Origin of the sequence: Kribbella orskensis (genome assembly GCF_004342085.1) — a bacterium.
In the GTDB taxonomy this organism is placed as follows: domain Bacteria; phylum Actinomycetota; class Actinomycetes; order Propionibacteriales; family Kribbellaceae; genus Kribbella; species Kribbella orskensis.
Genome location: NZ_SLWM01000016.1, coordinates 141,579 through 167,436 on the forward strand (window position 1 = coordinate 141,579; position 25,858 = coordinate 167,436).

The following is a 25,858-nucleotide window of genomic DNA, read 5'->3' on the forward strand; positions in this document are numbered from 1 at the left end:
GGAAGTTCGGGGTCTTCCACTGCCCGGGCCTGCGGGACTCCCGAAACCGGCACCTTGTGCACCACCTGAGCAGATCCCGGCGATCCGGACGCTCAACCGGTGCACAAAGTGCGGGCTCGGACACCAAGTCGCGACCTCAAACACGACCTGACCTGTCCCAGGTCCCCACACGGTGTCCGAGGTCCCCACAACCCGCACCGCCACCGGCCGTCACCCCCCCGACAAGGTGTCCGCGGTCCCCACCACCGCACCCCGTCGGCCCCAGACCGGCGGTCGGCCTCCCGATGACGGGCTGTTCGGCCGCTGGCGCCTTACAAGCCGCCAGCCGGCGAACAGCCCGCCAGTGGACCCCGAAACGAGCCGCACGCCGCCGACCAACCCCGCCCAACCGGCCAACCGGCCACAAACCTGCCAGTGGACGAACAACCCGCCAGTGGTCGAACAACCTCTCAGCACCAGCCCCCGAATCGGCACAACCACCACCCACCACGGCGAAACCCACCCCCGGGACCCGCCGCCGTACCGACGGACAGGAAGTAGTCGCCGCCCACCCCACCCCGGCAGGCGTCCCACGCCTGGAACCTCCGCGACCACCCCAGCACTACCTGTCGGTCGGTACACCCACCCCGAAACACCACCCCGGACCGGCTCACACCTCCGTCGCCCGGCACACCCCACCCCCGAAAACACCACCCCGGACCCGGCTCAGACCCCTCCGCGGGATCCGCGTAGCTGCGTCCTTCCCTGGTCGGGATGGGGTGGGTCAAGAGTCGAAACTTGTTTCGATCCCGAAGGGACGCGAAGCGCTCTTGACGCACCCCAGCCCGACTAGCACCATCACGCAGCGGAGACCGCGAACCACCCCCGCCTATGCCATGGGTACAACGGCGCGCTCTACCCGGATGGGAACAGCGCACTCTGTCGGGATGAACTGGCTATCCGTTGGGCGGGATCACCTGGCCCACGTACGTGGGTTTCTCGTACCGGTCTTGCGGTTGTGTATCGGGTGGCGAGACGGTGGTTCCGGGTTGTAGGTGTGGGCGGCGAGAGGCCGCACGATAGGGCATGGAGACCCTCGAAAGAGGGCTCTCCCGGTAGGTGAGATCACCCGGAAGAGGGATTGTGAAAGTTTTCACGAGCCCGCTATCCTGAAGTGGACATGAAGTTAGGACTGCACTCAGGGAGAGTGAAGAGCATGGCAGCCCAGGTACCGCACATCCTCGTCGTCGGGGGCGGTTACGTCGGGATGTACACCGCGTACGGCCTGCGCAAGGCCGCTCGCCGGGGCAAGATCCGGGTCACCGTGGTCGACCCTCGCTCGGTGATGACGTACCAGCCGTTCCTGCCCGAAGCGGCGGCCGGCTCGGTCGAACCGCGGCACGTGGTGGTGCCGCTGCGCAAGACCCTCAAGGGCTGCCGGGTGGTCACCGGCCGGGTGACCGGGATCGACCACGCCAACAAGGTCGCGAAGGTGATGCCCGAGGAGGGGCCGGACTACGACCTCGCCTACGACCAGGTGGTCGTCGCGCTCGGCTCGATCGCCCGCACGCTGCCGATCCCGGGACTGGCCGAGGAGGCAACCGGGTTCAAGAACGTCGAGGAAGCCATTGCCCTGCGCAACAAGGTGCTCGACCGGCTGGACGTCGCGTCGTCCCAGCCCGACCCGGCGCTGCGCAAGTCCGCGCTGACCTTCGTCTTCGTCGGCGGTGGGTACGCCGGGGTCGAGGCATTCGCGGAGCTCGAGGACATGGCCCGCTACGCCACCCGGTACTACGACAACATCCAGCCCGAGGACATGCGCTGGGTGCTCGTCGAGGCGACCAACCGGATCCTGCCCGAGGTCGGCCCGGAGCTCGGTCAGTACACGGTCGAGCAGCTCCGCAAGCGCAACATGGACATCAAGCTGGAGACCCGGCTGGAGTCCTGCGAGAAGGGTCACGTGATCCTCAGCGACGGCGACGAGTTCGACACCGACACGATCGTCTGGACCGCCGGCGTGAAGGCGAACCCGGCGCTGGCCAGCACCGGCTTCCCGCTGGACGAGAAGGGCCGCGTCAAGTGCCTGCCGAACCTGCGGATCGAGGGCGTCGAGGACGCCTGGTCCGCCGGTGACAACGCGGCCGTGCCCGACCTCACCTCCGAGACCGGCGCGTACTGCGCCCCGAACGCCCAGCACGCCGTCCGCCAGGCGCGCCGCCTCGCGGAGAACATCCTCCGGGTGGTCGACGGGCAGCAGCCGCAGGACTACAAGCACAAGTACGTCGGCTCGGTCGCGAGCCTTGGCCTGCACAAGGGCGTCGCCCAGCTGTACGGCGTGAAGGTGAAGGGCTGGCCGGCCTGGTTCCTGCACCGGACGTACCACGTCTCCCGGGTCCCCACATTCAACCGCAAGGCCCGGGTCATCCTGGACTGGACGCTGGCGCTGTTCTTCCGCCGCGAGGTCATCAGCCTCGGCAGCCTCCAGACCCCCAACGAGGAGTTCCGCCGGGCCACCGGCTCCTAGTAGTGGTCCACGGGAGCGGTGCCCCAGTTCGAGGGCGCCGCTCCCATCCGCGCGCTGATCCGGCCGCCGCGAGTGATGAACGACTCGGGCAGCCAGGGCTCGGCGCGCGGTTTGCCGTTCAGCGTCAGCGACTGCACGTACTGGTTGGCGTACGACGTCCCCGGAGCCTCGACAGTCAGCCGTACTCCGTTGCTCCGGCGCAGCTCGAACTTTCGGCAACAGGGGACTCCCGACCAGCACCTCCGCCCGGCCCGGCGTCTGCGGGAACAACCCGATGCGGCGAACACGCAGGCCGACAAGGAGCCCAGGTCGGCGTTCCCAGGCAGCCCTGACGGTCCAATGCCGTAGACCGTGTCGACGATCTCCCGTGTAGTCGCCTGCGTCTTCCACGCCACACCCAGTCCGTTGTAGAGCCACGGGGTGTGCAGACCGGGTTCGTTGGTCGGGTCATACCTGAGCGCGCTTCCGCCCTTGACCGCCCAGTTCCCGGCGTCGTCGTGGAAGAACCGCCCAGCTGTACTGCGCTGCCGTTCATCGCCGCTGCCAGTCCGGAGACGTCCCTGCGGGACCATCCACGTGTAGGTCGCGCTCGATCCCTGCGCGAAGCCGACATCCGTCGACGGGGTGAACCCGGGCTGCCAGGTCCCGTCCGCCTTCCGGGTCCGCTGGTATCCCACGGCCGGGTCGAACGTGTTCTTCCACCAAGTCCCACGCTCTGCCAGGTCGCCAGCCGGCCGGCCGAGCCGCTTTGCCCATTGCGCCAGGGAGAAGTCGGCCCGTCCGGATACCGAAGTCGGGAGGAGTCGAGACTTTGGTCCGGGTAGGTTTCCGCCCATGAGTCAGCTCGCCGTCACCGTCATCGGCCCGGACCGCCCGGGCATCATCGCCGACGTCACCGAAGCCCTCGCGCAGACCGGGGTCAACCTCGAAGACTCGACCATGACGCTGCTGCGCGGTCACTTCGCGATGATGATCGTCTGCTCGGGGTCCCTGCCCGAGGTGAAGGAGGCGATCGAGCCGCTCCGCGGGGAACTCGTCATCACGGTGCGCCAGATCGGTCCGGAACACCTCCACGCGCCGATCGGAGCGCCGTACATCCTCAGCGTCCACGGAGCCGACCGCCCCGGCATCGTTTCCGCGATCACCCGGATGATCGCGTCCGTCGGCGGCACCATCACCGACCTGACCACTCGCCTCAGCGGTTCCCTGTACGTCCTCACGGCCGAGGTCGAGATCCCGCCCACCGCCGAGCTCGGCATGCTGCAACGCGCCCTGGAGATCACGGCCGAGGAACTCGGCGTGGGCGTCACCCTGCGCCCGGCCGAGAGCGACGAACTGTGACTCTCGGACACCTCAACCAGACCCTGGCCACCTGGAGTCCGGCCCAGCTCGGCATCACCGGAGATGTCCTGGAGGTGATCCGCGCCCCGCACCCAGTACTCGCCACCGACGGCGCCGAGATCGACCCACTCGACCCGGTGATGGTCACCCTCGCCGCCGACCTGGTCGCCACCATGCGCGTCTCACCCGGCTGCGTCGGTCTGGCTGCACCCCAGGTAGGTGTGGCGGCCCGGATGTTTGCCCTAGACGTGACGGGCCATCCCAAGACCCGCACCTGCCACGGCGTCTTCGTCCTCTGCAACGCGGTCGTAGTCGAGGCCTCCCGCCAGGAGAAAGCCCGCGAGGGCTGCATGTCCGTCCCCGACCTCACCGGCGACGTCAAACGAGCCACCCGCCTGACCGTCACCGGAGTACTCCCAGGAACCAAGGACGAAGTAACCCTCACCACTGACGCCTTTGAAGCCCGAGCTGTCCAACACGAGATTGACCACTGCAGCGGGCAGCTCTTCCTCGACCGGGTAGCGGGGGCGCACGCCATCTACCCGCGCAAGGTCTACCTGTAGGCGGTTCCAGCGGATGGTTCCAGCCACCCACCCAGCCCCACGGGTAACTCGATCGACCTGCCGGGCCGAAGTTGATCCGCCGACCCCCCGTGGCGCGAGCGGCGTACAGGCGCCTTCCGGGTGCAGGTCCAGCGCGGCGAGCCCAGACTCACCCCACCCATCCTTACCCTGTGTCCGTGGCCAGGTTCTACTTGTAAGGTGCTCCTCTGGCTCCTGCCCGGGTGGCGGAATGGCAGACGCAGCGAGCTTAAACCTCGCAGCCGAAAGGCATACGGGTTCGAATCCCGTCCCGGGCACAATGCAGGCTGACCTGCGCACATTCCTCTCAAGGAATATTAGCCACGCTGCAAGGATGGCCGCTGTGGTTGCAGTAGCGGTTGCAGTTGCGATCAGCGTCATGCCCACAGCGCCTGTCCCATTCTGGTAGCGGCATCTTCGGCCAGCTTGCTTGTGACGTGCGTATAGCGTTTGGTCACTGCCAGGCTGGCGTGGCCGAGGATCTCCTGCACCACGCGGATGTCAACGCCCTGCTCGAGGAGCAACGTAGCGGCGGTATGGCGCGCGTCGTGAGGCCGAGCATTCCGAAGGCCGGCCACCTGCAACATCTCCTTGAACTCAGCCCAGTCGCTCCGTGGGTTGATGGGCCTACCGGTAGGCCCGGCGAAGACGAGATCCCAGTCCTCCCACTGGTCCCCAGATGAGTGACTGGGCCTCCGCTATATCTCGCCATGCCGTCAGGGTGTCCTTGCACCCCTGGGCAGTCAAGACATCCTTGCACTTGTCGAATGTCTCCACGATCAGCTCACCCCACCGCCGCCCGGTCAAAAGCTGCGATCAGGATGGTGGCACGCCCCCGACTGCCGCCAGGGCCTCCCGGAGGCGGTCTGTCGATCAAGCAGCCAGTCGAGGTACTGGTCCCAGTTCTCCTCGGCGCTCACGTCGGCGTCGGACAGGTAGTCCGCGACCCGAGACGACTTGCGACCAGGCAACTCCTCCCAGGCCAGGGGCAGCCCGTAGACCTGCTCCATCTCCGATTGATTGGCCTTGAGCGCCTGGAATCGGGCGAGGTTGACATCAGCCTCGGGTGACTCAAGGATCAGTTGGCTCGAGAGACCACGCTTGGTAAATGCCGTGCAGTAAGTGGCGCCGGCGATCCCGGCGGTCATGTTGAACCACGAGGCTCGTGGTGCGCCCCTCGACCGAGACCAGCCCGGTCGATCGGCCTGCAAAAGATCCAACCACCGACTCCAGAAGGAGCGGTACAGGACCTGTATGCCGGTTGCCTCAGCCTGGCTGGTGGCGGCCCGCACCGTCTTCTCCCAATCGTTGGGCTGGGCGACTAGTCGGAACGACGGCGCCGGGTCAGACTGCCCGATCCGCACGACGCCGAGCTCCACACCGAAGAATCTCGTGTTCTCATCAGTGCGAGCATTCAGCCAGTCGATAGCTGCTCGATGCTCGGCTCGAAACGATGCGGCAACCCAGACGATCGTAGTGGGGTCAGTCCCGGCCGCGTAGGTGAGGATCTGGCCGAGGTGGCCGTGGTCGGAGGTCTCAAGCTGATTCTCCACGATCACGACTTCGCCGGTGGTCTCATCGCGACCCATGAGGTCCAAACTGAATCCACCTACCGGATGCTCTGCCACCTCGAGTGCCAGATCCATCCCAAGCAAGTCGCTGAGTACATCGACATTGTTCAGCAGCCACGGCGTGAAGCTGTGGGCCTCATGCGGCCAGACATCGCGGGGCGATAGACGAGTAAGCCGGCCAAGGACAGGCATGGAGCCTTCAGACATGGCTCCACCTTGCCATGTCAGTGCGCTCAGGTGGGGACATCCGGGCCCAATGCCGGCGAAGGTTGGGGGGAGCCGACCAAGACTTCCGGACGTGCCGCGATCCGCGAGCACTCGCGCTGGTGGTGCGTCTTTCTGCAGCGTCCGCCGCGGTCTTGGAGTTGTCGCGGCCTCACCAACAGAGCCCCGACGGGGCCCTCCACAGGCCCAGCTTCCCACGGCATGGAACGACTTGATCGAAGGGCTGTGGGTTGCGCAAGCACCAAAGCCATTGGTCAATGACCGCCCACTCTGAGTCGAAATCCTGCACGCAGTCCACGAGTTCAACCACACCGATGATCGCCCTGTGCACGAGTTCGCGGACCGGCGGAGGTTGTTGGGTGGCGAGCTGCTTTACCGTCTGATACCCAATCGGGTTCGAACGCGCTGCCAGCATGGATCAGCAGTGGGCCGCGATGTCTCGTAGGCCAACTGCGGTTCTCGATGTCCTTGCCGCCATGGATGATCGCCCACGCCCAGGGCTGACGGACCGTCAGCACACGCGCTTCATCGGTCGCCATGGTCAAGTATGCGCCGCACGAGAGCAGCGACGATGGCCCTGGCGATCGACAGGCATGGGTTAATACATGATCATGCAGTAATGGCAGGACGAGTCGAGACCGCTGTACGCCAATCAGTCGAGCTGGGCATACCACTGAAAACGCCCACAGGTCGGGGGACCTTCTCCGTTGCGCAGTACACCGGTGACGGACTCGTCCTACTTCTAGGGCTGATGAAGGCACGGACACCGTTGCCGTGGCGCGCGTTAGAAGAGGTACCCGACCTCCTGCGTGGTCGATCGTCGGTACCCATCGGCAGTGCGTACGCCACGGATTCGGTCCCTGGAACACTCGATGCGCATCTCAAGAGGTTCATCGCCAGAGCCACTGACGGCTGGGTCGCCGTCGTCCTGGAGCGCGCAGGCGTCATCGAAATTGACCGTTCCCCACCGGCACGAATCCGAATGGCACCAGGGTGGCGCGGGGACGGCGAGCCCCAAGCAGGGTCAATGGCCTATCCGCGGCAGGGCGACACGCCCTCCCGCCGAGCGTCGGACCTGGGGCGTAGTCACGTCGCGAACCTGGACATCAATGCCAGCATCGCTGCGTACCGAACCCTCCTCACCCCCACGGCGAGGTACGCATCCTTCGACTACTGCTACAACTACTTCCAGTCGTTCCACGAGCAAGACGATGCTGGCGCCCTGGCGGACAGCCGCCACTTGCAAGCCTCGTGCCTGCAGCTCGGGTTCTACCTCGCGAGTTGGGGGATGCTCCGTGGCTCGTCAGTGCTCCTACAGCGGAGCATGCGCAACTTCATCCCCGTCATCCAAGCCATCTCCCAAACGCCCAGCGACATCTGGGCAATCGATGCCGACAACTACTCACATGCCAACTGTCAGGCGTTGATCGACGCCGCCACCCGAATCAGGGACTCCTTCCCCGACTCCGCATCCGACATCCTGGTGACCAAGACTCTGCTCGGGGTATTCGGTTGCATGCCCGCCTTCGATCAGTACTTCAAGAAGGGCTTCGCGGTCTCCACATTGTCCACTCGATCCCTCCAGAAGATAGGCGCGTTCTATGAACAGCATGCGGCCGCCATCGAGTCGAATCGGGTACCGACGATCTCGTTCGACACCGGACTGTCCACGAACCGGAGGTACCCACGAGCGAAAGTGATCGACATGATCTTCTTTGTCGCTGGTGGCGGATCAGCGAGTCTGACCGACCTCGATCCTGAGCCATCTGGCCGTGATGCGTGAAGCCTCGAGTTGTAACTCGAGGGCCGCGTCATACCGCCTGGATTGACGCGGCTGCCGATCCTGGCCGGCCGGACTCTGACACAACCTACTCATCTGCCGCAGATCAGCTGGCGGACGACTGTCGCACATCGTCCTACGGAGGACATCGACGCCAGCCGACGAGCCTGACAACTTTCTCTACGTCTTCAAGACGGGCCCTGGGGGCCCGAAAGCGCGCCGCCACCGTAGGACCGGGGGAACGGGGCAACCTTCGGCTCCTCGCCTGAGGGCTCGTCGGCCCCGTCCCCCGTTGGCTTGGCGCGCAGGCGCCAACCCGGTCGAAGACAGCAGAACTCGCCATCAACGATCGACACCCTGCCGATGCACCACTCACGCAAGGGGCCGGCTACCCGCGGCTTCAGGACCAGTGCAGTCTGCCGTCTGAGCCGTGGAGCTGGGCTCCGCATCGCCCCGCTAGCAATCATGGGAAGTGCGGTCCGGCCCGGCACGCCTCAAGGGCGCCTCCGGCGTCGCTCCGCGATCGAGCAAGCTCGCCCCTTGACCCGTACCGACCCGCCCCAAACGGCGGCAGCTATCGGGGCGATGCGGAGAGACTGCCCGCGCACCTTGACACGTAAGTGTCAGCGGTTGTGAAGGCAACCAGTCATCGCCGAGCGAATCCCGCCCGGGGGTGCGAGGCTTTCAGCTTCCGCGGACCGAGAGCGGAAACCAGCGACTCGCGAGGAGGCGCATCGTGCCCTTGCCCTTCGGGGGGATGTAGGCGACCAGTTCGTAGCGCTCCTGCCGTGTGATCGACGACGTGACCTCTGACGGCAGCCCGAATCCCTGCTGCATGTCGCCTGCGGTCTCGGTATCCCACACCATGTTGGTGTCACCCTTGTTGCGATAGGAGTGCAGCAGGTCGAGCCCGAACCAGACGAGCGCACCGCCGGACTTCGTCCGCACGGCAAATACCGGGGTCTGGCCGGCCACGGCCCGGCTGGTCCCGGCCCAGTCGTTGCTCGTGTAGGCACTCCGGTTGTCGACGATCTTGCCCCGCACTGTCTGGAAGATGTCATCCTGCGCGAACCGTTTCGCGTACGGGTTCGCGCTGCCCTGGGTCACGGCGCCGGCCAAGACGGCGGCGACCTTGCCCGGTGGGGTCGCCAGGGTGTTGTCGCCTGCGGCCACGACCGCCGGGAAGTCCGCAACGTCCACTCCGGGCGCGAGCGCACCGGTCGCCCTGCTCGAGAACGGCGCGTAGGTCACGCGCCACGGCGCACCGCTACGCTCCTGGACGAAAAGCAGGAAGTCCCGCGTCGCGGGCTCCGAACCGCGGTCCGTCGCGGCCGTGAAGAACCACTTGGGATAGCCCGTGACCATCGGCGCCGCACCCAGCGCTCCGACGTACTTGACCGGCGGGTAGCGCAAGTCGTTCTTCCGGTAAACGCGGTACTGCGCAGTGTGGATCTTCAGAGCCGATCCCGTCTCGATCTTCGCAGCCCGTGCCGGGTCCAGTTTTGCGTTCGCCTGGCTGACAGCCGACAGGTACCGCTTCAGCACGTCCTCCGCTCCACGCGTGCTGATCGCTGGGCTCGGCTTCGGCCGGGGCGACGGGGACGCGGACGGCTTCGACGAGATGGTGGCGGCCCGGTCTTCGGCGCCCTCGTCATCACCGCCGCAGCCTGCCGTCGCAAAGATGAGAGCAACGACCAGGGCGGTCGCCGGGGTCCAGCGCATTCATCTCTCGCTTTCGTCGGAGTTCGAGCCGACCGATGATCTCGCATCCGGGCAAACGGGCCAAATCGTGCCCTCAGTAGCCGATGAACCGCACGTCGCGTCCCCCCAAGGACCAGCGACTTCGAGCGGCCGGCAATGAAGCGGCCTGGTTGCAGTAGTGGTTGCAGTTCGGCTCGGTCCACGCCGGTTCGGGTCGACCAGTAGTCATCACCGTGAGCCTGAGGCGAACGTCCTTGAACGCACCCGAACAGGGGCTGGTCGAACTTAAACCTCGCAGCCGAAAGGCATACGGGTTCGAATCCCGTTCCGGGCACAATGCGGGCTAACCTGCGCACATTCCTCTCAAGGAATATTAGCCAGACCGCAAGGACGGGCCCGCGCGCTTGACACGTAACCGTCAAGAGCCTCCTTAGTGCCTGTTCCTGAACCTCATGGCCGGGCTGCGGCGTGGCCCAGAGACGGCCGTACCATGGCCCGATGATCTTCGCTCCAGGTCGATCGATCGCTCGCCGCGACGTCCACCGCAACGGGATGATCGCCGCGGTGGAGACCGCGCGGGTCGTGCGCGACGACGCGGAGGCGCTGCTCACCTGGACTGCGTCCGGATCGGACTGCATGCTGCGCGGCACTCGGGACGGCGCGTCGATCCGGAAGCTGTCGCTGGCGGAGCGGGACCGTACGCCGTCCATGCTCTGGCCGCGGCGCTGGGAAGGCCGGCACGTGCTGATCCGCACCGAACCCGAGGCCGACCATTCGGTGTGGTGGTTCTTCGACCTGGAGATGCGGTTCGAAGGCTGGTACGTGAACCTGGAGTCCACGGTGCGCCGCTGGTCGGCCGGGACCGACATCCTCGATCACGCGCTCGACATCGTGGTCGCGCCCGATCGCAGCTGGTCCTGGAAGGACGAGGACGAGTTGGCCGAGCGTGTCGATCATCCGGCGTACTGGACGGCGGTCGAGGCGGACCGCATCCGCGCCGCTGGCGAGCGCATCATCGGCGACATCGAGGCCGGCCGGATCCCGTTCGACGGCCGGTACACGGATTTCCGTCCCGATCCGTCGTGGGAACCGGCCGACCTGCCCCCGTACTGGGACGCCGAGGTGGCGTCCCGCTGATCGTCAGTGCCAGTCGCTGATCCGGACGTCGTCCGGCGCCGGCGCGCCGTGCCGGTCTCGACCAGATCCTCGATGGCCTGTCCTGACCGGGGTGCTCCGTGTTCGCAACGAGAGGGCGGAATGGTTGTAGTTGCGATTGCAGTTCATCCCCGGTTCGCGCCTGATCGAGGAGGTATCGGTCGGGCGTGCGGCGACTCCGGTGGACGACTGCGGACGGTGCGGGATGGGGTCAGTCGAACTTAAACCTCGCAGCCGAAAGGCATACGGGTTCGAATCCCATCCCGGGCACACCGCTCTGACTGAGGTCCGACAACAAATCTGTGATCGCCGCCGTGCTGGGCATTCGGGCTTGGTGTCGGCTAGGTCGCCTGAGGGGCGAACGCGTGCTCGCTGACGGGCCACATGGTCCAGCCTCGCGCGTTCAGCGCCGGCCAGAGCCGGCTGCCGCAGTGTCGGCACAGGTAGAGCTCGCCGGCGCGCTCGGCGCGCTCGGCGCGGTGCATCGTGCGGACCGCCGCGCGGACCGCTGGTCCGCACCGGTCACATGTCTCGTTCATACAGTCATGGTCGCGCGGATCGGCGCGTGTCGTCCCCGGTGCTGACCCGGGTCGAGTCCCGGGGTTGTGCCCGGGCCCGGGGTACTGGCGGAGCCCGCCGGTGGGCTGTTCCCGGCGGCCCGGCCAGTGCTGCGGCGAGCTGACCATTGCTCGAGAGGTCACCGGCGGATGGCGGCGACTGGGGTCAGCGGAGGTCCTTGCGTGAGGTGATGCCGAGCTTGGTGAAGACGTTCCCTAGGTGCCAGTCAACGGTGCGAGGGCTGATGAACAGCTGGCTGCCGATCTGTGAGCATCTCGTGGGCGACGCGAAGCTGCTCGCGCGCGTCGGTACGGCGGTTCTCGCGTGGCCATTCGCCGTAGACCAGATGCGAGCGGGCCAGCTCCACACGCATGCGGGTGCGGCCGAGCCGCTCGATCGCCTCACGGTACAGCCGGTCGGCGGCCTCGCCTTCGCTCAGCAGTGCCCGTGAGCGCGCTTCGACCCCGAGCGCCCAGTCAACGACCAGTGCGGCGCTGCTTCCCGCCCGCGCCCGGTCGAGCACCCGGTCCACTGTCCCGCGCTCGCCTCGTCGGTCTAGCAGCCCCACTCCGAGATCACCGCTGGAGACACCCATGGTCAAGCGTCCTGCCACCCAACTGGCAAGTCCCGCCGATACAGCAGCCTAGACCACCGAACACCGGCAATCGCGACAGGTGTGCATCGGCCAACTCTCAGAAGAGCCGTAGCAAGAGGTTCTACACAGACCTGACCATGCCGGTCTTCTCAAGATGGGCAGTCCTTCGGATGCGCTGGCGGCTTCGCGCGGCCTAGCGTCGGTGCTTGAAGGTTCCCCCTTGGAGGTCATCACCATGAGCAACCCAGGTGGACAGAACACAGACCGCGAAAGTGGCGGCGACCGGGCCCGAGAGCTGCACCGCCTGGTCACCGGCTACCAGGTATCGCAGGCGGTGCACGTCGCCGCCACCTTGGGGCTGTCCGACCTGCTCGCCGAAGGTCCGAGAAGCGTGGCCGAACTCGCCGAGACCACGGGAGCGGACGCACGTTCGTTGACCCGCCTGATGCGCGCGCTGGCCGCGGTCGGGCTCTATGTCGGCGATCCCGACGGCGACAAGAGGTTCGCGAACACCGAGCTCGGTGACGCCTTCCGGACTGATGCGCCGCGTTCGGTCGCCGGCTGGGCGCGCTTGGTCGGTCGGCCGTTCCACTGGCAGACGTATGCCTCGCTGGAGCACAGCATCCGTACGGGTGAGAACGCGTTCGCAGCTGTCCACGGGGAGTCGGTCTGGGACTACCTTGCCGAGCATCCTGCCGAGCAGAAGGTCTTCGACGAAGCTATGACGGCCTTGTCCCAGGCGGTGGCTGATGAGGTCGTCAATGCCTACGACTTCGGTCGGTTCGGCACGGTCGTCGACGTCGGCGGCGGTCGGGGGATGCTGTTGGGGGCCATCCTGTCGCGCTACCCCGCGGTCAACGGCGTGCTGTTCGACCAGCCCGATGTCGTGGCCGGCGCGCACGAGCTGCTGTCGGCGACCGGTGTGTCGCAGCGCTGCCGTGTGGTCGGGGGCAGCTTTTTCGACTCTGTCCCCGACGGCGGGGACGTCTACCTGCTCAAGGCGGTGATCCACGACTGGCCGGACGCCGAGTCCGTCGAGATCCTGCGCACCTGCCGGCGCTCGATGCCGGCGCACGGTCGCCTGCTGTTGGTGGAGCAGCTGCTTGACGAGTCTCCAGACCCCGTCCGGACGGCGTTGTCCGACCTCACCATGCTGGTGGTGGCAGGCGGTCAGGAACGTACGACGGACGAGTACCGCTCGTTGCTTGCCGCGGCCGGCTTCGACCTCACTCGTACTGTGCCGACCGGGAGCGATGTGTTCGTGCTCGAGGCGGCGCCAGCTCAGTAGGTGTCGTTCGCGCGTTCCGGATTCCCATCGTCGGCACACGCCAAATGCTCGGTGGCGCCGCATCTCAAGGCACCGCGAGGGTGAGCCGTATCAGTTGGTCGCCTCGACTGTCATCGTCATCACGCAGTGGTTCTTGCCCTTCGGGCGGTCGTAGGCGAAGCCGGCCTCCTCGTATATGTGCCGGGTGCCGTTGTACAAGAACGACGGGTTGACTTTCCTGCCCGGCGTGTCCTGTGGGTAGCCCTCGACCCGGCCACCTCCCGCTCGGGCGATCAGGTCGAGCGCACCGCGCAACGCGAGGGCGGCCAGCCCGGATCGCCTGTGCCGCTTGTCGACGTAGATGCAGGTGATCCGGTACTCCGGCGTGGCGGCTGCGGTCTCCTCGTACTGCTTGCGGTGGTGGATGTTCGGGAGCTCCTCGGGCGTACCGTACTCAGCCAATGGCCCACTGGCTGGTTCATGACACTCATCCACCTGGGCATAGGGTTGGGCGGCATGGCGCTGCGACTTGTTCAGGTGAATTTCAAGGCTCGGGATGACTCAGCGCTGGGCCGGTTCTGGGCGGAGGCGCTCGGCTGGGGTGTTTCCAGCGAGGAACCCGGTGCGAGCAGCGTCATGCCCGTGGGTTCCGCCTGGCCGGTCCCCGCCGGCGCTTCCATCGATGTCATCGCCGTCCCGGACCCCGAAACAGTGAAAGACCGCGCGCACATCGAACTCGCCACCACCTCTGCGGCCCATCACGCGGAGTTGGTCGCGCGCCTGAAGGAGCTCGGCGCGACGCCCGCCGATGCGGGCCAAGCCGACCTGCCGTGGACAGTTCTGGCCGACCCGGAGGGCAACGTGTTCTGCGTCCTGGAGCCTCGGGACATCTACCGGGATACCGGTCCGATCGCCGCGGTGGTCGTCGACTGCGCGGACCCTCGGGCCATGGCCCGGTTCTGGGGCGAGGCGATGGACTGGACCCCGCACGAGGTGACCGACGATCGTGCGCTGCTGCGTTCGGCCATTGGCGTCGGCCCGTATCTGGAATTCCTCCGCACGCCTCATCTGAAGGACAGGTGGAACCGCGTCCATCTCGACCTGCTGCCCTACCCCGTTGATGGTCAAGCGACGGAGGTGGCCCGGCTCGAGGCCCTCGGCGCGACGCCCGCCGACGTAGGCCAGGGGGACGTCCCGTGGAAGGTTCTGGCCGACCCGGAAGGCAACAACTTCTGCGTCCTCGGCCCGGGCTGACGCAGGAATCAGCGGGGCACAAGCGGCCCCGTCGGGGATCGCCGGAGCTGGCACGGGATGCGTAGGATGAGCTCGTCGTCGGTTCGCTAAGTCGGATGATCGTCCGCTGCGACCGAGAGGAGTTCGGCATGGTGTCCATTTCGGAGCGGGAGACTAGGGAGATCGAGGCGGCGAACGCCTCCGGTACCACTCCGGTTGTCTTCATCCACGGCCTCTGGCTGCTGCCGAGCAGCTGGGCGAACTGGGCGGACTTCTTCAAGCAGGCCGGTTACGCGCCGCTGACGCCGGACTGGCCAGACGATCCCGAAACGGTTGAAGAGGCGCGGGCGACCCCGGACGTCCTCGCCAACAAGACACTGAAGCAGGTTGCCGACCACACCGCCGATGTGATCGGCAAGCTCGAGAAGAAGCCCGCCGTGATGGGCCACTCGACCGGCGGATTGTTCGCCCAGATGCTCGCCGGCCGTGGGCTCTCGGCAGCCACGGTTGCCATCGACCCGGGCGTATTTCGTGGCGTCCTGCCGCTGCCCCTCTCCACGCTCAAGGCGAGCGGACCTTTCCTGTTGAACCCGCGGTACCGAGGCCGAGCCATCACGCTCACCTTCGATCAGTTCAAATACGGCTGGACGAACGCCCTCGATGATGACGAGGCGAAGCGCCTGTACGACACCTACCACGTGGCCGGGTCGGGGATCGCCCTGGCCCAGATGGCCAGCGCCAACCTCAACCCCCGGACCGAATCGAAGGTCGACACGACGAACCCCGATCGAGGCCCGCTGCTGATCCTCGACGGGGAGAACGACCACACGGTTCCCTGGGCGATCGCCAACGCCTCCTACAAGCGGCAAAAGCGCAACCCCAGCGTCACCGAGATCAAGAAGATGCCCCACCGCGGCCACTCGCTGACCATCGACCACGGCTGGCAGGACGTCGCGCAGACAGCGCTCGACTTCGTCAACCGGTTCGCCCCGGCCAAGCCGAGCTAGCCGGCCTCGATCTGCTCGAGCAGGTGGACGCTCTCCGTGAGGTCAGGGTCAGTTGGAACGCGGACTAGCCGCGGCCGAAGCGCTCCGCGATCAGCTCCACGTTGATGTGCAGGTCGCGGCAGCGGTATCGGCGTCCGGTGCGGAGGCGGACGCCGATACCGGTCAGATCAGGCCGGTGACGTGCCGACCCGGCCGAGGTGGCGGGCCAAGAACCCGTGGTCGAGCCCGTACCAGCGGATGTTGCGGTGGTCGCCCGGGTTGGCGTGCAACGTCTTTTCCGTCGAGGCGAAGGCGTCGAACAACGCGAGAGTGGATTGGCGGTCGACGTGCTCGTCGTCCCACGGGAGCAGGAACTGGATCGGGACGGTGATCCGTCTCGCCGCCTCGATCAGCGCCTCGTGCACGAAGAACCCGCCACCGAAGATGGCGGCGGTGATCCTGGGTTCGATCGCCGTCAGCGGTATCCCGATCGCGGTGCCCAAGGTGATGCCACCGCCGTAGCCGATCGGCGCTTCGGTGCCGATCTCGGGCAGTTTCTGAAGGGCGTCCAGGGTCGCCTGCCATTCCGGCACGGCACGCTCCGCCAGTGAGATGCCGTAGTGGACGCTGATCGATTCGACGCGCTCGGTCTCGCCCGCCAGCATGGCCTGCCGGAGGTCGGCGCGGACCTGCTCGTCCTCCGCCGTGCGCGGGCGGTCGCCGTGTCCGGGCGCATCGATGGCGGCCACGGTGAAACCCCAGGTGGTCACGTTTTCGTGTGCGCGGGCCATGAGTTCCGGCGCTTTCTTGTGCAGGCCGCCACCGTGACCCATCAGCACCAGCGGGGCGTGATCGGAGCCGGATACGGGCGACCAGAGGACGCCGGGGACTTCGCCCACGATGAAGTCGCGTTCGAGGACACCGTTCGACGATGTCTCCGCGGTGAAACGTACAGAATGCATAAGTCGTTGCCTTTCGGGAGTGCCTTGTTGGTGAGGCGCTCCCGGCGACACTTACGTCAATCGCCTGACCGCGACGAAGCAGGGAGCACCCACGTGCGTACAGCGTTCATGGGTCTCACCTCCTCGCGCGATGCCACGGCCTCCGGCACGTTATCAACCCGAACGCGGCCCCGCCCACCCATTTCCTGTCGACCAACCAATGGTTAGCGGGGCGATCGCTGGCGACCTGCCGCTGAGCGGACGGTGGGCCTACGCTGACCGGATGCCTGTGTTGGGCACCAAACTGCATCTGCCCTCGCCGCGTCGGCGGCTGGTGCAGCGCGCCCGCCTGACCGACCAGCTGCGCGCGGACGGAGGGGAAGGGCCGCGGCTGGTCCTCGTCGTGGCGCCGGCCGGGTTCGGCAAGACCACACTCCTGGCGCAGTGGCTGGCGGCGGCCGAGCCGTCGCAGCGCAGAGTGGCGTGGCTGGCCCTGGACTTGGGCGACGCCGACCTCCGACGGTTCCTGACGCACCTCGTGGCCGCGATTCAGACCGCCGAACCCGAGGCTGGTATCGAGGCGCTCGCCCTGCTGGAAGCCGGCGGCACCACGCCGACCGACGCCGTACTGGTCAGCCTGATCAACGATCTCGACGTCCTCGCCGGTCCCACGGTGGTGGCGCTCGACGACTACCACGTCATCGACGGGGCCGCTGTCCACGAGGCGGTGACCTTCCTCCTGGACAATCTGCCTCCGCAGGTCACGTTGGCGATGGCCACTCGGGCCGACCCGCCGCTCCCGCTGTCCCGGCTTCGTGCGCGTGGTGAACTCCTGGAGGTGCGAGCCGCGGACCTCAGGTTCACCACCGACGAGGCGGAGGTGTTCCTCAACGAGGTAATGGGGCTGCAGCTGGAGCCCGCACTTGTGGCCGCGCTCGAGGCGCGCACCGAGGGGTGGGCGGCCGGGTTGCAGCTGGCCGCGCTGTCGGCCCGGACCCATGCCGGCGCCGACGGGTCTGGAGACGTCGCTGGGTTCGTCGATGCCTTCTCTGGAAGCCATCGGTTCGTCCTCGACTACCTCGTCGAGGAGGTTCTGGACCGGCAGCGGGACGAGGTACGCGCCTTCCTGCTCGACACCTCCGTGCTCGACCAGCTGACCGGCGGCCTCTGCGACGCCCTGACCGGTCGCTCCGACGGCCAGCCGATGCTGGAGACCCTCGAGCGCGAGAACCTGTTCGTCGTCCCGCTCGACGACGAGCGCCGGTGGTATCGCTACCACCACCTCTTCGCCGACGCATTGCGTGCCCGTCTGGGTGCCCGGCATACCGACCGAGTCGGTGAGCTGCACGCCGCGGCCAGCCGGTGGCTCGCCGAGAACGGGCTGCTTGCCGATGCCGTACAGCACGCCATCGCGAGCGGCGACCACGAGCACACCGCCGACCTCGTCGAGCTCACCGTGGCCGACCTGCGCCGACGACGCCAGGACCGCACCCTTCGCGACTGGCTGGTCGCGCTGCCCGACGACGTCGTACGGCGCCGACCGCTGCTCGCGACCCACGTGGGGTGGAGCCGGCTCTCCGAGGGCGATTTCGACGGAGTGGAGGCGTGGCTCGACGCCGCCGAGGCTGGTCTCGACACGACGCCGCCATCGACCATCCCCACGGCGGGTTCGCTGGCCGAGGCGGTCAGGGACCGGGAGGGCGATGTCCGCTCCCTCCCGGCCATGATCGCGGTCTACCGCGCCTCGGTAGCCCAGGCCCGGGGCGACGTCGACGGTACGGTCTCGCACGCTCGCCGGGCACTCGCGCTGGCCGGGCCGGAGGACCATTTCCCGCGCGGTGCCGCCGCCGGCTTCGTCGGCCTGGCAGCATGGGCCGCCGGCGACCTCGGCACCGCGGTGGACACGTTCACCAAGGCTGTCGCCGGCCTGCACGCGGCCGGCATGGTCGCGGACGAGCTGGGCGCGACCGTCGTGCTGGCGAACATGTGGCTGGCGCGCGGACGTCCGGTCGAGGCGTGCCGGCTCTACGAACGCGCGCTGGCCGCAGCCGAGAGCCGCCCCGGACCGGTCCTCTCCACCACCGGCGACCTGCACGTCGGCCTCGCCGACGTCCTCCGCGAGCAAGGCCACCTCGAAGCGGCCGCTGGGCACCTGGAGGCCGCTCGCGAGCTCGGCGACCGGGCGTCGCTGCTGGAGAACCGGCACCGCTGGTACGCCGCGAAGGCCGCCCTGCTGCAGGCGAAAGGCGACCTCGACGGCGCGATCGCGATGCTCGACCAGGCCGAGCCGCTCTTCCTGCCCGGCTACTTCCCGGACGTGCGGCCGATCGCCGCTACCAGGGCGCGGGTGCGGATCCACCAGGGCCGCCTCGATGACGCGCGGGCGTGGGCGCGCGAGCGCGGGGTCGCGGCGACGGATCCGCCGACCTACCTGGCCGAGTACGACCAGCTCACCCTCGCCCGGCTGCTGGTCGCCGAGGGTGTCGCGCGCGAGGCGATCGACCTGCTCGACCGCGTGCTGGACGCAGCGCGGGCGGCGGGCCGCGACGGCAGCCTGGTCGAGGCGAGCCTGGTGCGGGCGCTCGCCCACCACGCGAACGGCGACGCGGACTCGGCGGCGGCCGACCTCGCTGCCGCCCTCACCGACGGGGTGCCGGCCGGCTACTGCCGGCTCTTCCTCGACGAGGGACAGCCGATGGCCGAGCTGCTCGGGCAGGTCGCCCGCGCCGCGGCGCACGACGTACGGACGCATGCCGAGCACCTGCTGGCCGCCGCCCAGAGACCGTCGGCACCCGCCATCGCTAGACCCGCATCCGAGGAAGTACTCAGCGACCGCGAGCTCGCGGTGCTGCGCCTGCTGGCGACCGAGCTCAGCGGGCCGGAGATCGCGCGACAACTCTTCGTCTCGGTGAACACGCTGCGCACGCACACCAAGCACATCTTCACCAAGCTCGACGTGAACACCCGCCACGCCGCGGTACGTCGAGCCGCGGACCTCGGCCTGCTCTGAGCGTCACCGCGGCCGAATCACCAACCCGGTCACATCAGATGGTGATGTGGCCTCACCACGTCGATTCCTAACGTCACGAACATCGCCGGACACCCGCCTGGCACCGAACACCAAGGAATCCGACATGAACATCACCGCCAACCGCCTCACAGCGGCCTCCGGCCTCTGCGCCGCAGCCGCCGGCGCCATCTTCATCGGTGTCCAGATCAACCATCCGCCGGCCGACGTCGCACACATCGCCACCACCGAGATAGCGGTCCGCGAGGCCGCGAAGATCCTGATGACCATCCTGGCGCTGGTCGGCTTCACCGGCATGTTCCTCCGCAACCGCCGCCGGTTCGGCGTCCTCGGGCTCGCCGGCTACCTGCTGCTGACCGTCGGCTACCTCGCGATCTTCGCCGTCCAGGTCATCGTCGCCTGCGTCCTCCCGGCACTGGCGCAGTCGAACCCGGGCTACGTCCAGGACGTCCTCGACGCGGGCGTCGGTGGCAGCCCGCTCGGCGACATCGGCCACCTGCACGAGCTGTTCCTCGTCTCCGGCATCGGTTACTCCCTCGGTGGTCTGCTGTTCGGCATCGCGCTGTTCCGCGCCGGCGTACTGGCCCGTTGGGCCTCCCTGCTGCTTGCCTACGCCACCACCTCCGCCCTCGCGCTGGCCGTGCTGCCGGAGTCCTTCAGCCGCCCGTTCGCGGTGCCCACCGGCGTCGCGCTGATCGGCCTCGGCATCTCGCTGTGGCGCGACCAGCGCCGGCAGGCCCAAACCGTCGACGCGCCGGCCACGGCACGGGTCGCGGAGCCAACCACCCGATGAGCACCCGGGAGCGGAGCCGGCCAGCGCGCTGAAGCTGTTGGAGATGCACATTGCTGGTCGCGGTTGAGCGGTCAGCCGGACTTCATGGCTGGGGATGGGTAGCCGGTGATGCGGGTGCCGTTCAGCCAGGCTGTTGTGCCGGCGTTGCCGCGGGTGTCGAAGAGTTGGGTGGCGTGCGGGCCTAGGTAGAAGTCGCGTTTCTGCCAGCCCATCACCGTGGGGTCGAGCACTGGGAGGAGGGCGGCCCACGGGCCAGGGTCGGGTACCTCGTCGAGGTCGCCTGCTCGATGCCAGCGACCCGGGCGGACGCGCTGGGCCAGACCGCCGGCAGCAGGTCGCGTGGGAACGCGAAGAGAGTGCGGCGCATGGCGAGTTGCTTCACGAGGCTGCGATGGTCGTAGAGCGCCCGGTCGAGGTCCTCGACCTCGAGTGACTCGACGCGCGCCCAGTAGACAGGTGGACCGTCGCCGGCTCGGTCGCGTGCAGCACGGTCATCGCCCGCGTCGCCGCCTCCGGGGAGTCAACACTGAAACCTGACTTTTATCACCGAGGCGGGGTTGGCGCGGGCGTAGCCCTGTGACCTGGGGGTTTGGTGGCTCGGCTGTCTCGATTTGCGCACTGATTAGGTGGTCGCCGCCCGCACGCCGCGCAGGACGACGTCCAGCACCACGTCAGCCTCGACACGGGCGGCCTCGGGGTCGGCGGCACGGGCAATGTAGAGGGCTGAGCCGTAGAGACCACCCAGTGCGAGGTGCGCCAGCGCGTCGAGTGTGACACCGGGCAACGCGCCGCTGTCCACCAGCGGCGTCAGCACGGTCCGCAGCATTGGCAGCTCGACGCCTTCCGTGCCGCTTTCCCACGCGCGGGCGGCCAGCACGGTCACACTGTCGATGATCACGATCCGCCGGAACGCCGGGCGCAGGCAGGCGTCGAGGAACGCGGACAGGCCCGCTCGTACCGCGGCCCACGGATCCTCCTCGGCCAGGGCCGCGGCCATCACCGCCCCAGCGGTCTCGTCCAGCACCACGTCGTAGACCGCCTTGAACAGCGCGTCCTTGCCGCTGAAGTGGTGGTAAAGAGCGCCCTTCGCGAGACCCGCGCGCTGGACGATGTCGTCCATCGCGGTTGCCGCGTAGCCCTGCTTGACGAACCGCTCGCGCGCGATCCCGACCAGCAGCTCCCGGGTCGCCTCCGCCTGCCGTTCCCGCAGCCTCTTGACAGTCACCCGGCAAGCATAAAAGACTGACTGCAAGTCGGTGACCGACCGTCGGTCGGTGAAGGAGGTCCGTGATGTTGCCACTTCCGCCCGGACAACGCCGCGTCGAGGGATTCCCGCGGTTTGGCACGCACCTGCACCGGCCGCCGCCCGCGGTTCCAGACGCTCCGGTGATCGCGATCAGCGGCGTCGTGCGCAAGCCGTTGGAGGTGCGGCTGCCGGAGCTCGCCACGCTGCCGCGGCGCGAGATCGTCGCCGACTTCCACTGCGTCTCCGGCTGGACGGCGACCGACCTGCGATGGGAAGGGGTGCGGTTCGCCGACTTCTTTCGCGCCTTCGTCGAGCCGGCGCTCGACTCCGAGGTCTCCGTCAGCCACCTGACGTTCGTGGGTCTGGACGGGATCAACTCCGTGGTCGAGCCGCAGGACGCGCTGGCGGACGACGTCCTGCTCGCGGACCGGGTGAACGGGCGCCCACTCGGCGGCGATCACGGCGCGCCGATCCGGTTGGTCAGCCCGGCCCAGTACGGCTACATGAGCATCAAGCACTTGTGCCTGGTCGAGGTGTGTTCCATGCTCCCGGCACATCGCCTCGATCGAGGCATCATCGGCCGGCTGATCGAGGGCCATCCCCGGGCTCGGGTCTGGCACGAGGAGCGCCACGGCCACATCCCGGGACGGCTGATCCGGCCGTTCTACCGCCCGCTGATCCGCCCCATCCGCGCCCTCTGCGCGAAAGGAACGCAAGACCGATGAGACTCCCCAACGACGTGCTGAAGACCCAGGACTGGATCATCGACGACATCGTGCCCGACTTCGACGTCGAGGACGTCTGGGCCCTTCCCATCGAGGGCGGCGCGCACGATTTTCCAGCCGTCATCAAGACGCAGCAAACCCTCGACTTTCCGGCGTCCGCGCCGCTGCCGGTGCGCTTGCTGTGGGGCATTCGCGACCTGCTCGGACGCGCGTTCGGACTCGGGCGCATTTCGACATCCGCAGACGCCGCCGGCGCCTGGCCACCCGTTCCCGGCACCGGCGAACCGTCGCTGCTCGCGCGGCTCCCAGACGACCTCCGCGACAAGTCCCCAGCATCGCAGGTCACCGACAAGCCGTTCCGGCCCCTGTACCGCACCCGCACCGAACTCGCCCAGGAAATCTCCAACCGAACCATGTACGGAGTGATGCACCTGGCCTGGGCGGACCAGGGAAGCGGCCGATACCGTGCGCAGATGACCGTCTACGTCAAACCCCGCGGCACCTTCGGCAAGGCGTACATGGCGTTCATCAAGCCGTTCCGCTACGCGATCGTCTATCCGGCACTCATGCGACACTTCGAACGAACCTGGTCGCAACAGCACTGACGAGCGAGTCTGTACCCCGTCAGCGCGGATCAGCACCTTGCGCCCGGGGCCGGGTCCCCGGCCGGTACGACGAGACTTGTTTGACCGCGTCACGGACCACCGTGATGCCGCCGTATGCCGAACAGTCGTGGCGGCGAGGCCTCGCGGCGGCGTGTGCGCCAAGCACGCGGCGCTGGAGCGGGCATCAATGGTGCGGTACGACGTGAGCACGCTGTACCTCGAGCCCGACACCGGTGATGGTTTCCGCGAGCCCGGGTTCTCCAAGGAATGCCGGCCAAGCCGCAGATCACGATCGGGTTGCTCACCGACGCGACTGGGTTCCCGTTGATTTCCGCATGTCCAAGCACGACCTCCATGCCCGGCCGATTTACCACGGCGAACACGACTCGATCGAGGCCAGCCTGAGCATCGGTTTCGCGGCGCTCGCGGTCAACCGTTTGACCGAAGATCGCACCGGCTGGTCGATCAACAAGTTCGTCCGCACTGCCCATCGCTACCGCACCGTCGAGATCCGCGCCGGCCAGCAGATCCCCACCGCCGAAGACCCCTCCCACCCGTCGCCGGCTCGGTCGCGCGCAGCACGGTCATCGCCCGCGTCGCCGCCTCCGGGGAGTCAACACTGAAACCCGGGGCCAGCGCGTGCCGGACGGCCAGCCGAGCCCGCCGCTCGTCGTCGGACACCTGCTGCATCGGCCCTCCCCGTCAGACCCACCCCAGGACCGCCTACGGTACTCAGCCGCTCCGACGGACTCAGGGGTGTGGCTGGTCGGGCAGGTGGTTCCATTCGTGCTCGTCAACTGGGACGTGTTCGGCGGTGGCCAGGTAGCGGTGGGCCAGGTCGACCAGTTGGGTTGGGGAGATGTCGGGGAGGGCGGCGAAGTCTCGCTGGTTCAGGTCGAGCGAGTAGAAGCCGGTCGGGCGGTCTCGCAGTTCGGTGATGACCACGCAGCGGCAGAGGTTGTAGGCCTGGCGAGTCATCGGGACGACGTAGTGGTTGCCTAGTTCGTTGCGGTGGTAGTCGAGCCACTCGGGACGGCCCCGCGCGCCGGCGTACGGCGTCCGGGTCGCCTTGGCGATGAGGGCTTCGAGGGCATCGGTCGAGACGATCTTGATGACGCCTGGTCCACCGTCGAACAGGAAAGGCAGCTGGTCCGGGCCGAACCTCGGCCACAACCGGACCCGACCGCCCCATCCGAACAGCAGCTTCATACCTCGAGCCTAGGTGTTGGTCAGGCGGGAGAAAAAGGTTCGCCGGGTATCCCCGCGGCGGTGAGGTCGGACTGGACCTGCTGATGGATCCAGGCAGCCTGGGGGGTGATGGTGTCGGACCAGATCAAGGGTGTGTGGAGTCTCTGCGGTCGCTCATTCGCCGACTGTGCCGTCGGTGGCTTCTCGGAGGAGGTCCAGGTGGCCCAGGTGGCGCGCGGTTTCCTCGATCAGGTGGGTGATGGCGTAGCGGAGGTTGAAGGCCATGTCCTCCCCGCGAGCCAGGTCGTCGAAGGAGGCGGCCGCGGTGATGGCGCGGGAGCGGGCGCACTCGGCCTGGTAGTCGGCGACCAGGGAGGCGAGGGTGTCGCCGGGGGCGATGGGGAAGTTGCCGTGCGGGTTCTCGTCGGTCCAGGGCCACTCGGCATCGGTGGCGGCGAAGTCGATGGCGAACCAGAAGCGCTCGACGCCCGTGAGGTGTTTGACGAGCCCCGCGGGAGTCAGGGCGGACGGCGCGACCGGACGGCCGAACGCCTGCGCGTCGCTGAGGCCGGCCACCTTGTTCACTACGGTGTCCCGCAGAAAATCGAGCATCCCGCTCAAGGTGGCCCGCTCATCGGCGGCCTCGGGCGGGCGGACGCGCTCCACGGCTTGTACCTGCTCGGACGACATGGGGAAAAGCTAGCCGCGATCTGGTGCAGTTGCTATCGCAATCGGGCGCAGGCTGGCTGATCGGGGAGAAGGTTGAACTGGTCGTCGATCCCCTGGATCCGGAACAGAACTTGGTGGTCGCCGACGACGGTCGGTGGTGGTCGGGGTCGGTGGTCGAGTCGCTCGACTTCAGGACTCTGGTTCCCGCTGGGGCGTCGGTAGTCGCTTGCGTGCTGGTGCTTCGGGCCCGCCGACGGCGGCGGCCGGCTCAATCGGTGGCGCGGACCTGAAGAGTCGGCTCAGGAGCTCCCAGGAGGGAGCCGAAGAGCTGTGAGACAAGAGGTGAACTCTGTCAGAGTCTGGTGAGAAGCGTTGATTGTTCTGCCGGGGTGAGCGTCAATGGAGGAGTGGAGAGTTACCGCAATCAGGTGCTGACCGCGGCGGTTCTGGTGCCGTTGGCGGTGTGCGCGGCGCTGGTGCCCCTGCGGCACAGCTTTGACAATGCGAACGCGGCCTTGGTGCTGGTACTCGTGATCGTTGCCGTGGCCTCCTTCGGGATCCGGCCGGCGGGCGTGGTCGCGGCCGTGTCGAGCGCGGTCTGGTTCGACTTCTTCCTGACGGTGCCGTACAACCGGCTCACCATCGCGAACCGGGAAGACATCGAGACCACCATCCTGCTGGTCGTGATCGGTGCCGCGGTCACGGAGATCGCGCTCTGGGGCCGGCGGCAACAAGCCCGGGCCAGCCGCCAGACCGGCTACCTGGCCGGCGTGATGACCACCTCGCAGGCGGTCGCGCGCGGCGGTTCCACCGATGACGTGATCAACCAGGTGCGCACGGACCTGACCGCAGTACTGGGTATCGACGGGTGCAAGTTCGTTGCCGGCGGCAAGCGGACGCAGGAGCCGCAGTTGAACTCGGACGGGTCGGTGACCCGCGGCGAGCACGAGTACAAGGTCGAGCGCGACGGGTTGCCGACGGACTCGGAGATCGAGCTGGTCGTGCAGCATGCCGGTGTCGTCCGCGGCCGGTTCCTGCTGACGGCGGCGAGCCGGATCGCCCGGCCGGATCTCGAGCAGCGCCTGGTCGCGGTCGCCCTGGCCGACCAGGTCGGCGCTGCGCTCGCGTCGCAGGACTCTCCGCTGAATCACCCCTGAACTGGCCTGC

26 protein-coding genes, 1 tRNA gene and 3 pseudogenes are annotated in these 25,858 nt (G+C 67.7%); 15 read left to right on the top strand and 15 right to left on the bottom strand.

The window, feature by feature from the left end; all coding sequences use genetic code 11:
• Positions 1–1,195: 1,195 nt before the first annotated feature.
• Positions 1,196–2,503 (top strand): NAD(P)/FAD-dependent oxidoreductase, encoded by a 1,308-nt coding sequence (locus tag EV644_RS31925; protein WP_132192967.1) that lies wholly within the window; start codon positions 1,196–1,198, stop codon positions 2,501–2,503.
• Here EV644_RS31925 and EV644_RS31930 read toward each other — a convergent pair.
• On the bottom strand, positions 2,500–3,339 hold the full coding sequence (locus tag EV644_RS31930) for a glycoside hydrolase domain-containing protein (RefSeq protein WP_132192969.1): 840 nt from the start codon (positions 3,337–3,339) through the stop codon (positions 2,500–2,502). The genes EV644_RS31925 and EV644_RS31930 overlap by 4 nt on opposite strands.
• Between EV644_RS31930 and EV644_RS31935 the strand changes: the two genes are divergently transcribed.
• From EV644_RS31935 to EV644_RS31945, 3 genes are all read left to right on the top strand, one after another.
• Positions 3,338–3,844, top strand: a complete 507-nt coding sequence (locus tag EV644_RS31935) for a glycine cleavage system transcriptional repressor (protein ID WP_132192971.1) — start codon at positions 3,338–3,340, stop codon at positions 3,842–3,844. The genes EV644_RS31930 and EV644_RS31935 overlap by 2 nt on opposite strands.
• Positions 3,841–4,407, top strand: coding sequence for a peptide deformylase (locus EV644_RS31940; protein WP_241999055.1), 567 nt, complete (start codon positions 3,841–3,843; stop codon positions 4,405–4,407). Before EV644_RS31935 ends, EV644_RS31940 begins: the two co-directional genes overlap by 4 nt.
• Before the next feature lie 215 nt (positions 4,408–4,622).
• Positions 4,623–4,703 (top strand) — tRNA-Leu (locus tag EV644_RS31945).
• A gap of 99 nt (positions 4,704–4,802) precedes the next feature.
• Here the strand turns inward: EV644_RS31945 and EV644_RS45605 are convergent.
• The 3 genes and pseudogenes from EV644_RS45605 to EV644_RS48290 form a co-directional block, all read right to left on the bottom strand.
• Positions 4,803–5,078 (bottom strand): annotated as a pseudogene (locus EV644_RS45605) (tyrosine-type recombinase/integrase); the annotation flags it as partial.
• Between the two features lie 150 nt (positions 5,079–5,228).
• Positions 5,229–6,203, bottom strand: coding sequence for a DUF4268 domain-containing protein (locus EV644_RS31955; RefSeq protein WP_199240104.1), 975 nt, complete (start codon positions 6,201–6,203; stop codon positions 5,229–5,231).
• 320 nt (positions 6,204–6,523) lie between these two features.
• Entirely contained in the window at positions 6,524–6,760 is a 237-nt protein-coding gene (locus EV644_RS48290; RefSeq protein WP_132192973.1) for an ASCH domain-containing protein, read from the bottom strand.
• Positions 6,761–7,248: 488 nt separating this feature from the next.
• Here EV644_RS48290 and EV644_RS31965 point away from each other — a divergent pair, with 488 nt between their 5' ends.
• A complete protein-coding gene (locus EV644_RS31965; RefSeq protein ID WP_132192975.1) occupies positions 7,249–8,004 on the top strand; it encodes a hypothetical protein in 756 nt (251 codons plus the stop codon).
• A gap of 681 nt (positions 8,005–8,685) precedes the next feature.
• Here EV644_RS31965 and EV644_RS31970 read toward each other — a convergent pair.
• Positions 8,686–9,723, bottom strand: coding sequence for a DUF8094 domain-containing protein (locus tag EV644_RS31970; RefSeq protein ID WP_132192977.1), 1,038 nt, complete (start codon positions 9,721–9,723; stop codon positions 8,686–8,688).
• Positions 9,724–10,200: 477 nt separating this feature from the next.
• Between EV644_RS31970 and EV644_RS31975 the strand changes: the two genes are divergently transcribed.
• Positions 10,201–10,839, top strand: a complete 639-nt coding sequence (locus EV644_RS31975; RefSeq protein ID WP_132192979.1) for a ribonuclease FAU-1 family protein — start codon at positions 10,201–10,203, stop codon at positions 10,837–10,839.
• 359 nt (positions 10,840–11,198) lie between these two features.
• Here the strand turns inward: EV644_RS31975 and EV644_RS31980 are convergent, their stop codons facing one another.
• The 3 genes from EV644_RS31980 to EV644_RS31985 all read right to left on the bottom strand — a co-directional run bounded on the left by EV644_RS31980 (position 11,199) and on the right by EV644_RS31985 (position 11,938).
• Positions 11,199–11,396 (bottom strand): hypothetical protein, encoded by a 198-nt coding sequence (locus EV644_RS31980; protein WP_132192981.1) that lies wholly within the window; start codon positions 11,394–11,396, stop codon positions 11,199–11,201.
• 184 nt (positions 11,397–11,580) lie between these two features.
• Positions 11,581–11,679, bottom strand: a complete 99-nt coding sequence (locus tag EV644_RS47925; protein ID WP_369410563.1) for a helix-turn-helix transcriptional regulator — start codon at positions 11,677–11,679, stop codon at positions 11,581–11,583.
• Complete coding sequence (locus EV644_RS31985; protein ID WP_241999056.1) at positions 11,642–11,938, bottom strand: hypothetical protein; 297 nt, start codon at positions 11,936–11,938, stop codon at positions 11,642–11,644. The genes EV644_RS47925 and EV644_RS31985 overlap by 38 nt, the downstream gene beginning before the upstream one ends.
• Positions 11,939–12,245: 307 nt before the next feature.
• On the opposite strand from EV644_RS31985, the gene EV644_RS31990 reads away from it, so the two are divergent.
• A complete protein-coding gene (locus tag EV644_RS31990) occupies positions 12,246–13,298 on the top strand; it encodes a methyltransferase (protein ID WP_132192983.1) in 1,053 nt (350 codons plus the stop codon).
• A 90-nt stretch (positions 13,299–13,388) separates the two neighbouring features.
• On the opposite strand, the gene EV644_RS31995 is transcribed toward EV644_RS31990, so the two are convergent.
• Positions 13,389–13,739: a hypothetical protein gene (locus tag EV644_RS31995; protein WP_132192985.1), complete on the bottom strand. Its 351-nt coding sequence runs from the start codon at positions 13,737–13,739 to the stop codon at positions 13,389–13,391.
• A 54-nt stretch (positions 13,740–13,793) separates the two neighbouring features.
• On the opposite strand from EV644_RS31995, the gene EV644_RS32000 reads away from it, so the two are divergent.
• On the top strand, positions 13,794–14,531 hold the full coding sequence (locus tag EV644_RS32000; protein ID WP_132193059.1) for a VOC family protein: 738 nt from the start codon (positions 13,794–13,796) through the stop codon (positions 14,529–14,531).
• A 128-nt stretch (positions 14,532–14,659) separates the two neighbouring features.
• Positions 14,660–15,517, top strand: a complete 858-nt coding sequence (locus EV644_RS32005; RefSeq protein ID WP_132192987.1) for an alpha/beta hydrolase — start codon at positions 14,660–14,662, stop codon at positions 15,515–15,517.
• Between the two features lie 167 nt (positions 15,518–15,684).
• On the opposite strand, the gene EV644_RS32010 is transcribed toward EV644_RS32005, so the two are convergent.
• Positions 15,685–16,458, bottom strand: coding sequence for a dienelactone hydrolase family protein (locus EV644_RS32010; RefSeq protein ID WP_132192989.1), 774 nt, complete (start codon positions 16,456–16,458; stop codon positions 15,685–15,687).
• A 262-nt stretch (positions 16,459–16,720) separates the two neighbouring features.
• Between EV644_RS32010 and EV644_RS32015 the strand changes: the two genes are divergently transcribed.
• Positions 16,721–19,447 carry a winged helix-turn-helix domain-containing protein gene (locus tag EV644_RS32015; RefSeq protein ID WP_132192991.1) on the top strand — a complete coding sequence of 909 codons (2,727 nt, stop codon included), beginning with the start codon at positions 16,721–16,723 and terminating at the stop codon, positions 19,445–19,447.
• 124 nt (positions 19,448–19,571) lie between these two features.
• On the top strand, positions 19,572–20,258 hold the full coding sequence (locus EV644_RS32020; RefSeq protein ID WP_132192993.1) for a hypothetical protein: 687 nt from the start codon (positions 19,572–19,574) through the stop codon (positions 20,256–20,258).
• Positions 20,259–20,329: 71 nt separating this feature from the next.
• Here EV644_RS32020 and EV644_RS45610 read toward each other — a convergent pair whose 3' ends face one another.
• The 3 genes and pseudogenes from EV644_RS45610 to EV644_RS32030 all read right to left on the bottom strand — a co-directional run bounded on the left by EV644_RS45610 (position 20,330) and on the right by EV644_RS32030 (position 21,483).
• The gene (locus EV644_RS45610; protein WP_199240115.1) at positions 20,330–20,488 is read right to left on the bottom strand and encodes a hypothetical protein; all 159 of its coding nucleotides are present in this window, start codon (positions 20,486–20,488) and stop codon (positions 20,330–20,332) included.
• A pseudogene (locus tag EV644_RS46715) lies at positions 20,470–20,649 on the bottom strand (hypothetical protein); the annotation flags it as partial. The gene EV644_RS45610 and the pseudogene EV644_RS46715, both read right to left, overlap by 19 nt.
• A gap of 231 nt (positions 20,650–20,880) precedes the next feature.
• The gene (locus EV644_RS32030) at positions 20,881–21,483 is read right to left on the bottom strand and encodes a TetR/AcrR family transcriptional regulator (protein ID WP_132192995.1); all 603 of its coding nucleotides are present in this window, start codon (positions 21,481–21,483) and stop codon (positions 20,881–20,883) included.
• A gap of 65 nt (positions 21,484–21,548) precedes the next feature.
• Here EV644_RS32030 and EV644_RS32035 point away from each other — a divergent pair, with 65 nt between their 5' ends.
• From EV644_RS32035 to EV644_RS48205, 3 genes and pseudogenes are all read left to right on the top strand, one after another.
• A complete protein-coding gene (locus tag EV644_RS32035) occupies positions 21,549–22,229 on the top strand; it encodes a molybdopterin-dependent oxidoreductase (protein WP_132192997.1) in 681 nt (226 codons plus the stop codon).
• A gap of 14 nt (positions 22,230–22,243) precedes the next feature.
• Positions 22,244–22,834: a DUF2867 domain-containing protein gene (locus EV644_RS32040; protein ID WP_199240106.1), complete on the top strand. Its 591-nt coding sequence runs from the start codon at positions 22,244–22,246 to the stop codon at positions 22,832–22,834.
• A gap of 104 nt (positions 22,835–22,938) precedes the next feature.
• Positions 22,939–23,457, top strand: a pseudogene (locus EV644_RS48205) (hypothetical protein); the annotation flags it as partial.
• A 127-nt stretch (positions 23,458–23,584) separates the two neighbouring features.
• On the opposite strand, the gene EV644_RS32055 reads toward EV644_RS48205, so the two are convergent.
• Together EV644_RS32055 and EV644_RS32060 are read right to left on the bottom strand one after the other, a co-directional pair.
• Positions 23,585–24,043 (bottom strand): hypothetical protein, encoded by a 459-nt coding sequence (locus EV644_RS32055; protein WP_132193001.1) that lies wholly within the window; start codon positions 24,041–24,043, stop codon positions 23,585–23,587.
• A 153-nt stretch (positions 24,044–24,196) separates the two neighbouring features.
• Positions 24,197–24,712: a DinB family protein gene (locus tag EV644_RS32060; RefSeq protein WP_132193003.1), complete on the bottom strand. Its 516-nt coding sequence runs from the start codon at positions 24,710–24,712 to the stop codon at positions 24,197–24,199.
• A 368-nt stretch (positions 24,713–25,080) separates the two neighbouring features.
• On the opposite strand from EV644_RS32060, the gene EV644_RS32065 reads away from it, so the two are divergent.
• Positions 25,081–25,848 carry a DUF4118 domain-containing protein gene (locus EV644_RS32065; protein ID WP_241999058.1) on the top strand — a complete coding sequence of 256 codons (768 nt, stop codon included), beginning with the start codon at positions 25,081–25,083 and terminating at the stop codon, positions 25,846–25,848.
• Positions 25,849–25,858 lie beyond the last annotated feature (10 nt).